The organism is Psychrobacter sp. 1U2 (assembly GCF_051847575.1).
The window spans coordinates 39,985-52,749 of sequence record NZ_JBPYDC010000022.1; the positions used below are offsets into that span (position 1 = coordinate 39,985).

General features: G+C 43.4%; 12 protein-coding genes, 1 tRNA gene and 1 pseudogene. 5 read left to right on the forward strand and 9 right to left on the reverse strand.

Features of this window, described 5'->3' with window-relative positions:
* Positions 1-3 precede the first annotated feature (3 nt).
* The 5 genes from gspJ to ACS8FD_RS10660 all read right to left on the reverse strand — a co-directional run bounded on the left by gspJ (position 4) and on the right by ACS8FD_RS10660 (position 3,866).
* Positions 4-789, reverse strand: coding sequence for a type II secretion system minor pseudopilin GspJ (gene gspJ / locus ACS8FD_RS10640; protein ID WP_439275821.1), 786 nt, complete (start codon positions 787-789; stop codon positions 4-6).
* Complete coding sequence (gene gspI, locus ACS8FD_RS10645; protein WP_439275822.1) at positions 786-1,280, reverse strand: type II secretion system minor pseudopilin GspI; 495 nt, start codon at positions 1,278-1,280, stop codon at positions 786-788. Before gspI ends, gspJ begins: the two co-directional genes overlap by 4 nt.
* A 66-nt stretch (positions 1,281-1,346) precedes the next feature.
* Complete coding sequence (locus ACS8FD_RS10650; RefSeq protein ID WP_439275823.1) at positions 1,347-2,006, reverse strand: prepilin-type N-terminal cleavage/methylation domain-containing protein; 660 nt, start codon at positions 2,004-2,006, stop codon at positions 1,347-1,349.
* 70 nt (positions 2,007-2,076) lie between these two features.
* Complete coding sequence (locus tag ACS8FD_RS10655) at positions 2,077-2,766, reverse strand: TetR/AcrR family transcriptional regulator (protein WP_439275824.1); 690 nt, start codon at positions 2,764-2,766, stop codon at positions 2,077-2,079.
* Between the two features lie 311 nt (positions 2,767-3,077).
* A complete protein-coding gene (locus ACS8FD_RS10660) occupies positions 3,078-3,866 on the reverse strand; it encodes a TatD family hydrolase (protein WP_439275825.1) in 789 nt (262 codons plus the stop codon).
* Between the two features lie 241 nt (positions 3,867-4,107).
* Between ACS8FD_RS10660 and ACS8FD_RS10665 the strand changes: the two genes are divergently transcribed.
* A complete protein-coding gene (locus ACS8FD_RS10665) occupies positions 4,108-4,788 on the forward strand; it encodes an acyltransferase (protein WP_439275826.1) in 681 nt (226 codons plus the stop codon).
* Positions 4,789-4,932: 144 nt separating this feature from the next.
* Here the strand turns inward: ACS8FD_RS10665 and ACS8FD_RS10670 are convergent, their stop codons facing one another.
* Together ACS8FD_RS10670 and tsaA are read right to left on the reverse strand one after the other, a co-directional pair.
* Positions 4,933-6,711 carry a GspE/PulE family protein gene (locus tag ACS8FD_RS10670; protein WP_439275827.1) on the reverse strand — a complete coding sequence of 593 codons (1,779 nt, stop codon included), beginning with the start codon at positions 6,709-6,711 and terminating at the stop codon, positions 4,933-4,935.
* 35 nt (positions 6,712-6,746) lie between these two features.
* The gene (gene tsaA / locus ACS8FD_RS10675; protein WP_439275828.1) at positions 6,747-7,571 is read right to left on the reverse strand and encodes a tRNA (N6-threonylcarbamoyladenosine(37)-N6)-methyltransferase TrmO; all 825 of its coding nucleotides are present in this window, start codon (positions 7,569-7,571) and stop codon (positions 6,747-6,749) included.
* Positions 7,572-7,789: 218 nt separating this feature from the next.
* Here tsaA and ACS8FD_RS10680 point away from each other — a divergent pair, with 218 nt between their 5' ends.
* The 4 genes and pseudogenes from ACS8FD_RS10680 to ACS8FD_RS10695 form a co-directional block, all read left to right on the forward strand.
* Complete coding sequence (locus ACS8FD_RS10680) at positions 7,790-8,563, forward strand: ferredoxin--NADP reductase (RefSeq protein WP_439275829.1); 774 nt, start codon at positions 7,790-7,792, stop codon at positions 8,561-8,563.
* A gap of 120 nt (positions 8,564-8,683) precedes the next feature.
* Positions 8,684-8,770 (forward strand) — tRNA-Leu (locus ACS8FD_RS10685).
* A 153-nt stretch (positions 8,771-8,923) separates the two neighbouring features.
* Positions 8,924-9,049, forward strand: a complete 126-nt coding sequence (locus ACS8FD_RS10690) for a hypothetical protein (RefSeq protein WP_439275830.1) — start codon at positions 8,924-8,926, stop codon at positions 9,047-9,049.
* Positions 9,050-9,111: 62 nt separating this feature from the next.
* Positions 9,112-9,355 (forward strand): annotated as a pseudogene (locus ACS8FD_RS10695) (transposase); the annotation flags it as partial.
* Between the two features lie 50 nt (positions 9,356-9,405).
* Here the strand turns inward: ACS8FD_RS10695 and ACS8FD_RS10700 are convergent.
* Both ACS8FD_RS10700 and ACS8FD_RS10705 read right to left on the reverse strand, forming a co-directional pair.
* A complete protein-coding gene (locus tag ACS8FD_RS10700) occupies positions 9,406-10,116 on the reverse strand; it encodes a hypothetical protein (RefSeq protein ID WP_439275831.1) in 711 nt (236 codons plus the stop codon).
* Between the two features lie 1,373 nt (positions 10,117-11,489).
* Positions 11,490-12,200 carry a hypothetical protein gene (locus ACS8FD_RS10705; protein ID WP_439275832.1) on the reverse strand — a complete coding sequence of 237 codons (711 nt, stop codon included), beginning with the start codon at positions 12,198-12,200 and terminating at the stop codon, positions 11,490-11,492.
* Between the last annotated feature and the right edge of the window lie 565 nt (positions 12,201-12,765).

Here is a 12,765-nt window from a genome sequence, read left to right on the forward strand (position 1 = left end):
AAGTCAGTTATTATTGCCAGTGTTGTTATTGTTATTATCATTATTGCTACTGCCCAGCGTATTATTAGTTACAGGTAGAGGCTGCGGCGCTAGCGCCCATTGCCAATGAATCGGCATATCTTGATAAGTAAAGCTGACGGCGACGCCTTGTGGTAATAAATTCACTGAGTTAACTTGGCTTGACTGCGCCGTCCCATTAGCTGTATTAGCCAAATTACTACTATTGCTATTACTGCTGTCATTAGGAAAAGTATTAGCAGGCTCAGGCAATAACGCTTGCCAGCTTGCAGCCGTTACCCCTTCGAGTAATACGCTATCTAAGCTCACATTTTGGCTATTACTACCGCTAGTATTTTCAATATGAGTATACTGACGGCGAATTAAACGCTGATCGGCAAAGATATATTCGATATGCTGCAAACTTGGGCTGCTTTGATAACGGGGATCCGGATCAGCGAAACGTACAAAGCTTACCTGCTCGCCATCTAAGCGCATAAAGGGCTCAGGCGCTAGTGGCGCAGCATCACCAGTATTATTGCTAGTATCATTATTATTAATCTCATTAGCAGCTTGAGCGCTAGGCACTTGATAAGCAATAATCTGCCCCATATCTTGCTGCAGCTGCAAATAAGCGTACTGCAACGCCGCCAAATGATCCGCCTGCAGCTGCGCTCTATCGCGCGCGCGATTGACACTATCGAATACCTGCCAGCCTGCCACGGCAAGCATCGCAAATATCGCCATAGCAACCATCAGCTCCAGTAAAGTAAAGCCGCGCTGCGCGCTCATGGCGGTCCTCCATCGTCGCCACTACCCAAACCAAAGGAGGCGGCACTACCACTAGCCGTCTCAGGATTACTAACTATCACCGTAATGTCCGTTACCACCGAACGCGGTTGACCATCGAGAATCGGCGCGACCTCGATAGTCACCTTTTTTAATGCGGGGCTCAAAGTGTTGGCTACGCTCATCTTTACTTGCCAATCACGCCCTTGCTCATTGACCGTTTGGCTGCGATTGGCAGTCAGCCAAATCTGCTGAATACGTAAGTCGGCCGCAGCGTTTTGAGCGACGAAATGCGCTAAGGTTCGCGTTTTTAAAACATCGACTGAAGACAGATAAGCACTACTAGCACGGCTAGCAGCGACAGCGACGACGGCTAAGATAGCGAGCGCCACCATCACCTCAATCAAGGTAAAACCGCGCTCTGATCGGCGCGTGTTTATAGATGAATTCAGCTTAAAGAACTGGTAGGACTTACCTGACGATGTATAAGACACATTTGTAGGAGGCGGCTTGTCTATTTTTGATCTTAGCGCCGTAGGTTTTTCGGTAAGATTCATGCGCTATAACCCTTGCCCTATTGTCATACTACCATCCGGCATAATGGTAATTACCTCACCCACTAACCGCGACTGATGGCGCACTTCTATAGTGACAGGACTGGCCTGCCCGGTTCCGAACCAGAGGACTTGTGGCACGGCTTGCTCGGTGAACCACGGCTGTAGCGCCTGCGCTTTTATGCCGCCATTGCTCGCGCTCATATTACTAGAATCCAGACTTTGAATCGCTAAGCTGACGCCTGCAGGCATCTGCGGTAAAGTGATTTCTGGTTCTAGCTCCCAGCTCGGATTTGCTACGTTGTCTTTTGGATCCGCGGACATGGCGGAGAGCTCCATAGCGTTTTTGGGGGTACTATCGATAGCGCCAGTAGTGCCAAGTTTATCGGCGGCTTGATAGGCTATATAGGGGTTAGAGAGACTGACGATTATAGGGGTGATCTGACCCTGTTTATCCGCTTGTAGGCTTAGCCCCATCGGCTGCATACGTTCTGCGGATAATAGTCGAACGTAGCTGAGTGAATCTGTTAAATGCTCATAAAAAGCTAAGTGTTTACGCGATTCACTGCTACCAACAGACAAGCTGATCATACCGGCAAAGATGGATAAAATAACCACCACCACTATGATCTCCACTAAAGTAAAACCAGTCTGCGCGTGTTTCATGATAGGAGGCAAACCTTGATCATTGATTATTAGCAATGACCACTATTAGCCATTGATAAAACATTAGCCATTAATACTGAGTATTACGGTGTTCTGCTGATTCTGTCTCGATTTGCTCAACCAGATCTTGCATATCTTCATCATTGAGGCTCTCATCAGCGGTATGCGCCGGATAGTGTCCAGGAAGATCCAGCATCTGCTGAACGAGCGCGTAGCGTAGCGTATCACGGCGACCCAGATAGCGCTGATAAAAGCTAGAATTAAGCAGTCCGGCACCGCCTTGCCCCATCGCCCAAATAGTACACAGATAGTCACGAGTGGTCATGCCGCTGTGCTGCTCTTTGAGATAAGCACTGACGATATCGATCAGACGCTTCATACGCTGACGACGGATATCATAAAGCTCGGCAAATAAGCGATTAAGACCGGTCACTGAAGCGGCCAGACGCTCTTCAATTTGGTTCAGGAGCATCGCTTTTTGTGGATTGAGCAGCTGCTGGAGGATCATCCGTGCCACCCCAGCAGAAGCACAGTCATCAACGCGGTTAATCTCAAATAGCTGCTCTTCGTAGCGAATAATAATACGCAAATAAAGCTCATCTTTACTAGAAAAATGCTTGTATAGGGTACCCTTGGCTAAATCAAGCTGATCGGCTAGGCTATCTAAAGTAATATCACCATCGCCTGACTCAAGTAGCAATTGCTCAGCCATCGCTAAGATATTCTCTTCTCTTACTTTGAACTGGTGCTGACGACTCATAACTTCTCCTAAACTTGGTGAAATTAAGCATACGGTTATAGTTCGACGAATCAGCCAATTAACAACTCAGCTATTAAGAGTCACTAGTAAGAGGCAACTATAACAAGTAGCTATGCTTAGTAGTCAGTCATTGGTTATCTTCGTCTCATAGTAGCTGCCGGGCAAGGCTGTTTACTGCCAAGTACGACTGGCAAACACTTTTATTAATAGAGATAAGAGAACGCTAATGCTATAAAAAACAGGATTTGGATGCTCAAAGTTGAGCAATACGCCTTATTTATAAATGACTGACTGGTCATAGCATAACGACTTTAATGATATTGTGCTAGTAAATTTTCAAAGTTTTTTGCAGTTAACTTACCTACCTCTTCACTACTGCACTCATACATATCAGCGATAAAACTAGCGACATAAGGTACATAAGCTGGCTCATTAGGGCGTCCACGTTTGGGTACGGGCGCCAAATAAGGGCTATCGGTTTCGATAAGTATTCTATCTCGCGGCATATTTTTAGCCGCCTCTTGAATACTTTTAGCGCTCTTAAAGCTGACAATTCCCGAAAAAGAAATGTAAAACCCTAGATCTAGCGCGCGCTTAGCAGTATCCCAATCTTCAGTGAAACAGTGGATAATACCGTGCTCTGCACCCTCAGACTTTAAGATATCGATAGTATCGTCTTTTGCGTCGCGCATATGCACCACTAACGGTTTTTTTAGCTGTTGACTGGCATGAATATGGCGCGCCAAACTGTCCTGCTGTTCAAGTTTATTTTCGGTCGACCAATAGTAGTCCAGTCCCGTCTCCCCTATGGCCCAAACATGGTCTTCTTTAGCCGTTTCAAGTAAACGCTCTACGCTCGCCGATTGCAAGACGCCGATGTCTTCGCAAGGATGAATCCCCACGCTCATACCTAAACGCAGATCATCATCGCTGTAGCGGCTCACGATATCGGCAATCTCATCATATTCAGCAAAATCGCACATAATCGCCATCGCTCGGGTGACATTGGCCTCTTTCATAGCGGCAATGGCACCTGAGAGCTCGCCACCGTATTTAGTGAGATCGAGACGGTTGAGGTGGCAATGAGTGTCAGTAAACATAAATACTCTCTCTATCTTTATCGTTATCTTTATCGTTTTTGATTAAATTTTATCGTGACTAGCTTTGTCGCCTTTCTCTTATAAATAAAAGCCTTAAGTCCTAGATATTGCTGCAATAAACGCTGTTTTCAAGGCAAGTACTATATTCGATCCATTATCAGCCAGATGAAACTCAGTCATTAATAATGCTAGAATCGATAGTCTTCAACTCCTTTTAGCTAATTTGATAAGCCCCTGCCCTATGACTGATCACAAAACCTTTGCACTGCCAAAAGCGCTCAATAAAAGAGCGCTGACTCGCTTAGTGCCAAAATACTTATATCGGCAGCGTTTTTTATTGCAGGATAACGGGGATAACAATCAATTTGATATTGCCAAAAACGCTCGCATCGTTGGCGATTCTAAGATCAACATCCGTAAAGGTGATAATAATCAAATCTCTATCGGCAACAATACTAAATTCAATAATCTAAAAATCGATATCAATGGTAGCAACAATCAAGTCATCATAGAAGATGGCGTGAAGTTTTCAGGACAATTACTGATCGTGGGACAGCACTTGCGTATTCATATTGGTGGGCAGACTACAGCGGTGGGCTGTTATATCTTAGCTAGAGATAAAAGCGTCATTATTGGCAACGCTTGCATGATATCGCGCGGTATTGAGATTCGGGCGACAGACGTGCACAAGGTCTATGACATAGCCTCTAACTGCCGTTTAAATAACGCGCATCGTGATGTGGTTATTGGTGATCATATCTGGATTGCTGCTAATGTAACTATCTCCAAAAACGTCTCTATTGCCGATGGTTGTATTATCGCCGCCGGCGCTTTTGTTAATAAACCTATCAATACGCCTAACTGCCTAGTGGCTGGCGTGCCAGCCAAAGTCATCCGTCAAGGTGTACGTTGGGAGCGCTAAGCTAAGCATGCCTACCATTCAAGCTAGCATGAAACATAAATCGTTGAAATCTAGAATATTTCCTAACTGCTGACGTGTTGCAAAATCAACCATCGGCTTGCTAAAAAGCTTAGTCTCTACTCTACAGTGTCTCTACTCTACAAACTATAAAGGTACCACCCGCATCACCTCTTCTATCGTGGTCACTCCTTCAGAAATACGCTTAGCACCAGATAGCCTTAGCGGCTGCACGCCTTCGCGGTACGCTTGCTGCTTAAGCGTCTCTAGATTGGCATCAGCCGCGACTAGCTTTTTGAGCTCATTAGATAGCGGCATAATCTCATAAAGACCAATACGTCCTTGATAGCCAGTATGGCGGCAGTGTTCACAGCCTTTGGCCATATAGATTTGTGTTGGTAATGAAGCTCGCCACGGCTGTACTAGCTCTTGCCACTGCAGCGCCATCTCACTATCGGCGTTAAGTTTCTGTGCCTGTTTGCAATGCGGGCACAGCGTTCTAATCAGTCGCTGCGCCATAACGCCTAGTATCGTCGCTGAGGTTAAAAATGGCTGTACGCCTAAATCATGCAAGCGCGGCAACGAGCTTGGTGCATCATTAGTGTGCAAGGTCGAGAGCACTAAATGCCCAGTAAGCGAGGCTTGTACCGCCATGTTAGCGGTCTCAGAATCGCGTATCTCTCCGACCATAACGATATCAGGATCTTGACGCATCAACGAGCGAATACCATCGGCAAAATGCAAATCTATCGCCGGATTGACCTGCATCTGATTAAAAGCCGGCTCGATCATCTCGATAGGATCTTCGATAGTGCAGACATTGACTTGCTCAGTGGCAAGCTGTTTGAGCGTACTATATAAGGTAGTGGTCTTACCAGAACCTGTCGGCCCAGTGACTAAGATAATACCGTTTGGATGGCTAGTTAGCTCGTGCCACATCTCAAGCTGCTTACCTGAGAGACCGAGCTGCGCAAACGAGCGCACAAGTACTTCTGGGTCAAAGACGCGCATGACTAGCTTTTCGCCAAAAGCCGTTGGCAAAGTTGACAGACGCAGCTCAGTCTCTAAGCCCTTATGAGTGCGGGTCTTGAGCCGGCCATCTTGCGGTTTGCGCTTCTCGGCGACATTGAGACGGCCCAAGATTTTAATCCGTGCAGTGACTGCCATCAAAATCGCAATCGGCATCTCATAGACGGTATGCAGGACGCCATCAATACGAAAGCGCACCTTGCCGGTCTCGCGGCGCGGCTCTAAATGGATATCACTAGCGCGCTGCTCAAAAGCATACAGCAGTAGCCAATCGACGACCTTGACGATATGCTGATCATTAGCATCGGGGTTGGCATTATCGCCTAACTGTAGCAAGGCCTCGACGTTAGTGACGTCGGCAGCAGCGCGTTTGTGCACACTATTAGCGCCTGCGATCGCTTGGGTGACTTGATAGAACTCTTGGCGATAGCGATTGATCTGATCGGGGCTGATATAAACAGTACGATAGCTCTTATTGCCGATGATTTTTTCGATATTGCTATGCCAGTCGCTATAAAAAGGCTGATCGGTACCGATGACGATCTCATCAGTTGCTACCTCAATGGGCAAAATATGCTGCGAGCGCGCATACTCAAACGACATCAGCTGCGTCACTGCTGGTACGTCCGTTTTAAGCGGGTCGATACGGACTAAAGGAATATGGGCTTTAGCAGCTAACCACTGATTGAGCCAAGTCAGTGTCAGCTTATTCTCACCCTCTTTATCGTGACCATTGATCAAGCCAAACTCGCTAACCGTAATCAGGGGATGCTGAGTTTTATCACGGCGACTGGTCATTACTAGATTATAACCGCGCTGATCGATCACCCTATCTGCTAGCAACTCATCAAGACACCAGCGCAAATCTACCATTAAAGAATAATCCGGAACCGACATAGTTATCTTCTTTTATTATTCATAATTTAATACTATTAAACCACTTCGACTACTGACATAATCTGCAATTCGCCCCGCTCCGCTTGGCAAAAGCTGACATCGACCGACTTATAGCGCATGATAAAGCTCGTATTTATTTCATCACGGCGGTAAGCTGGCCTAGGATCTTGCGCAATTAAAGCTGTTATTAACGGCAAATCTGCCGCCACTAAACGCTGCTGTATATTATTAATCACAGATTTGCTGTCTATAGGTGTGCGGCTCTCTATGTCATTATGAGACAAGGCTGCGAACTGCTCTTGAGCATTAGCAGTCATTGTAACCGCTAACGGGATCGGCGCTGTTGGCGCAAATCCGCTCGCAGCATGCTCAATACTATCACTATAAGCGACGTAAGGCTTAATATCGATAATGGGCGTACCCTCGATCAAATCGGCGCCACTGATAATCAACATCACTCGGCCTGCAATCACTTCGATCCGCTCAAGCTTCACCACTGAAAGGCCAAGCTGTGCGGGGCGATACATACTGCGACTGGCAAATACGCCTATCTTTTGATTACCGCCTAGTCGTGGTGGTCTGACTTGCGCGCGAAAGCCACTATCGGTCTGTGTGCCTTGCTGAATGCTAGTCTGCTGATTATTGAGATCTTTATTATGATGAAACTGCCAACTGAGCCAAAGATGGCTAAACTCTTCTAAGCCGACAAAAGCCGCTGGCGTATCAAAGGGCGCAATCATCTCAATAGCACTAATCAGCTCGACTAAATTAGGCTGTCTTGGCGCACCAAACTTCTGAGATAATGGCGCTCGATGATAGCCAATGATAGGCGCCACATGGGTCTGTATTTGCTTACTCATCAATTATTCCAAAGCCAAAAAATGCACTGTAGTCAGAGATACTCTATAAATCATACAAAAATAATCACTAACGATATTCCATTTTATCATGGTAAGTACGCATATCACGGCGGATTTTTATTTTGAAATTTGTTATGATGTGCCCCATTATATATTGAGAATAACTTGCATCTGGCGGCTTGCCATTCGATGCGTTTATCGATTAATCAGAGGGCTTTATGTCAAAACTCCGCACAGAAACGGTCACAGACGTTCACCACTGGAACGATTCGCTCTTCAGTATCAAGACCACTCGCGACGATGGCTTACGTTTTCGTAACGGTGAGTTTGCGATGATTGGTATCTTAGTTGATGGCAGACCGCTACTGCGAGCTTACTCGATTGCTAGTCCTAATTATGAAGACCATTTAGAGTTCTTTTCGATTAAGGTTCCTGATGGGCCACTGACCTCACGCTTGCAGCATATCAAAGTCGGCGATGAGCTACTAGTCAGCAAAAAACCGACTGGCACGCTAGTCTTAGACGATTTACTACCAGGTAAAAACCTGTACATGCTCGCCACAGGTACAGGCCTTGCGCCGTTCCTAGCGTTATCACGTGATCCTGAGGTTTATGAAAAATACGAAAAGATAATCTTGGTCCATGGTGTGCGTAACGTCGAAGATTTGGCTTATCTTGAGATGTTTGAAAACGAGCTACCTAATGATGAGATCTTCGGCGACTGGTATAAAGAAAAGTTCGTTTACTACCCAACGACGACGCGCGAAGAATTTAGAAATATGGGCCGTATTACCGACTTGATGGAATCAGGCAAGCTGTTTGAAGATGTCGGACTACCACAAATGAATAAAGAAGATGACCGCGTATTGATTTGCGGTAGCATGCCATTCAACGCCGATATCTCTAGAATATTAGATGGCTTTGGTCTCACCGTATCGCCGCGTATGGGCGTACAAGCTGATTATGTTATTGAGCGTGCGTTTGTAGGTTAGAAATTTGCTCAATCAAGATAAATAATTCTTGACGATGACAGCTGGGCTGTTATAATACGCAGCCTATACAGTACAACCTGTAGCCCAATTTAATAAAGCTCATTGCTTTATACCTAACACGCCGGTGTGATGGAATTGGTAGACATGACGGATTCAAAATCCGTTGCCTTTAAAAGCGTGTCGGTTCGAGTCCGACCACCGGTACCAATACCTAGTTCTATACTTATCTTTAGAACCGTCAAAGCCCCTGATATCAGGGGCTTTGTTGTATCTATTGTACTATACTGTCTTGCTTTATCTATCCTAATCCATGCACTTTGAGTATACTGATTTTTGAATGTACTTATAGAGATTAAGGCTATGGATAGAAAAGCGATCAGTTCAGACCGAAGCATCAGCAGTCACAAGCCTGAAGATAAGCAATACTTCGTTGCTGTCAAAAACCATCCCAAACTGTTTCTGATGGTACGTCCTACTGCAACCTGAGCTATGCTGAAAAAACCGTACAACTAAACTTGGTAAACTAAGCGTATACACAGGAGTTTACCATGACCAAGAAATTAAGAACCTACAGTGACGAATTTAAAGCCGGAGCTGTTAAAAAGATAGCAGACAACAACGGTAATATTTCAGCGACTGCAAAACAGCTTGGTATCCTCATGCAAACCTTATCGAACTGGAACAACAAAGCTAATCAAGGCAAGCTTGTAGGGACTGAGCAGTATGATTTACAGCTTATAGCTGTTTTTAGAAGAGAACAAGCGCCTCAAACGACAGCTTAAAGTTGGGGAGTTTCCTAAGGTGTTTTAGTTAAACAACACAATAAATTCTATGTATAAAATTTAATTGATGAGTCTAACAAAGTAATCTTTTAACGAAAAAGGTTCTCTTGCTCTTTCAAGCTCTATACCCCAGTTAGATATTGCACTCTCGTGTACTACACCTAATTGAACAGGCACCTCTTCCAATTCAAGAATCTTAGCGATTGATAACCGGTGACAACCGCCTAAACCGAATATAAGATTACCATTTCTGCCGATGTGTACATATATCCCCCCCTCCTCTCTAAATACTTTTTTATTAACTTCGCTAGCACTTAGGAGCTTTCGACTATCCTTTGTAGATAAAAATATATCATCTAACTTATTATATCTTATGACGATATCATCAATATTATAGCAGCCGTCGATACCAGGTTCTTTTTCCATAAGATATAACATTAAGTCATAAGCATTACTATCTTTCCATGACTTGTTTTCAGAAAAATGTGCATAACAAACCTTATATTTATCTAACTCTGTAAATGGGATTATACTTAAATCCCAGTCACCCCCTCTTACAGTGCCTGTGTCTGAACGCTGCAAATTATTACCAAAATCTATAGATGGATCTAACATAAAATTTATATTGCTAGGCTTTACAAACAGTCTTTCACATGAAAAAGGAGCGTTTTTTTGATATTTCAAAATATTAATCACATCAACTTTTAAATGCTTTGAGACATATAACGCAAATCTAAAAACTTTATGCGTAAAACCAATATACTTTTTCATTAGAATCCCTCTAAAAGTTATAGCAAAATTCCCATCCTGAATAACCTTTGTTCTCAGATAATAACACTAGAGAACACACAGTATAAAAATTAATAATCAAGATAATCTTTAATTGGATTTTTCTTAAACTGTAAAGCATTCTTCTTTAGTCGGTTAATCATCTCGAAGTCCCATTCTTTCTGCGATTATCCGGCTGGACTAGTGGGGCTAAAGTCTAATTTATTTATATTATGATAGTGTATTTCACAGTATACGTGTTAAGCGATTTAAGGCTTCCTATTAACTTCTCTACGTATCAAGAAGCTTTGAATAGAGCTTATGAAAGTACAAATTCACCAAAATTTCTAAAAATGATGCAAGTACAGAGCAAACTAGAAAAATTTGTACCATTTGATTAATGTGGTATTTATTTTAGACTAACTTTATGATTAGCGCTACAATAGGACATTAGAACTAATTTATCACCAAGGCGCTAATATATTTAATAAAGGTTTATCTTCCTCTTGGTTAATGTTAACCAGACTTTCAATAACAATCGCCTTTACTGGCTGTAGCAGCTTAGTCGATGTCCCCATTTTTGACAATCAAACACCATCTCTCAATAGCCAAATACCTAGCGATGCAGTGTTTGAACAGTGTCCTTCTTTTGATGATGAAAATACGATGTGTACTGCTCAATATGAGCCGGTTTGCGTAAAAACTCAAGTTGGTTCAACAGTTAGCTATAGTACTGCAAGCAATGCTTGTTCAGCTTGTAGCACAGCAGAGGCAATAGGCTATACTAAAGGTGAGTGTAATTCATATACTTATAACTCAATGTTAAAACTACGGCTGACATCTTTCAATCGCTTTACCTATCTTAGCGCTTTGGCTTCCAAAGGCGATTACTCAATTTTCTTTTTTGTGTAGTCTCTTCTAGTTCTGCACTCTTATTCTTTAGACTGAATCCTTTCCATAGGTTTAGAGCGCTCAGAATAAATAATACGGTCACTAGTAGAACGCCCAAGTTTGGTTATATTGAGGCATCCCCTGCTCAATGACTGGTAGTGTTGTATTTCAATTCTCCATAATGTGCTCCTTATAAATGAATTAGAGCGCGTCCTCTCATATAATTACCGAGTCCTGTATTTTTTACTATGCCTCATACTCTACTGTTTTTATTTAGCACATAAAAAAAGAGCTGACTGGATCAACTCTTTTCTATGCCGTGCGCGTGTATCAGCTGTACTAGCTCACCTCTGTCATGCTTTGCTGTAGCCCTTGCTTAATGCCCGTTACGTCATACATGGGCAATGGTTCTGTTGAGACTCCTCTTTGGGTGCCGCCCCGCGTACCCTCGATGATTACAAGCTAACTTTCTCTGAATCCAAACCCTACTCTGATCTATCTATCTTTTCATTGAGCACGTCTGCCATCTCATCATCGATAATATGATCTTCGATATAATTCACGATAGCATGAATAGTAGTCAAATCCATCTCTCTAATGCCTAATTGGACCAGCTCAGCATTGATAGACTCTAGGCTTATGACATCGTCAGGGTTGCCCAGTAGGTGCTCGTCAAAGCCATCGTGAACGAACCAATAGAGCTTTTCGAGTACGGTATTTTTTTCGGTCAAAGTCGAATAGCCATCGCCTTGGATAAATAGATTAAAGTGATAGGGTATCTCCACATCGTTGATATAAAAGGTGCGCAGACAGTCGATGGTAAAGGCTTGAGCATCGTCGCTGTCATTATTAGCCTGATCTTTTGATTGCTCTTCAGTTTCTTCTAGAATGCTCTCTTTGACCAGCTCGCCTAATAGCTGATAGTCGCCTACTTTGATTTTATGATTATAAATGATAGCGGCATCGCCAATGGCGTCAAAAATAACGGCGCTAATATCTAAGGTATTATCATCGATATCATAAAACGCTTTTAGGGCGGGCAAAAACTCAGTGAGCTTGTCGTCAGGTACTTCGGTTAAAAACTGCTGCTCATAGATAGTAATCATGTCATCAGGAGCATAGAGATTGACGTTGTCTACGTCGTTCCTGCCAGTGGGTGTCAGCGGAATAAGATTAAAGGGATTATTGTTAGTCATGCAGAGTGGCCTTGTACTAGAGATTTGCGGTATTGGTGTCTGTGGCTATCATTCTAGCGCGTAACACTGATTATGGCGTCACAGAATCTATGACGGGCATTATCGCTTATTTAGGCTTTTTTTGATATATGCTCTACTTTGGTTGAAGTCTAACTGTAGAATTAGCAAGTGAAATTCGGCGCGTATGCTTTAGATTTAACCTAGTAAAAACCTTATAAATTATCATGTATGCGTTTGTTCAACATATCGCAAACCGACTCTATTGATAGGTATTCATTCATCAAAAAACCCTCTATAGCTATTTTCTAAATGTTACCTAGAAGATAGCTATAGAGAGTTAAGTCATACTATTAATATCGGTTAGTGAGGCACAACCAAGCAATTATTCAATCTAAAGACCTTGGCAAAATCATAATCTCACCTCAAGCTAGATAGCCATACTGACCGAGCTAATCTCATCTTCCATGGGAGCTTGCTCAACTGCGACTTGACCCTTGCTGTCAATCCCGTAGAACTAAACTTGGGAGATTTTAGTTACGCAGCCTGACGATAATAATCAAACCAC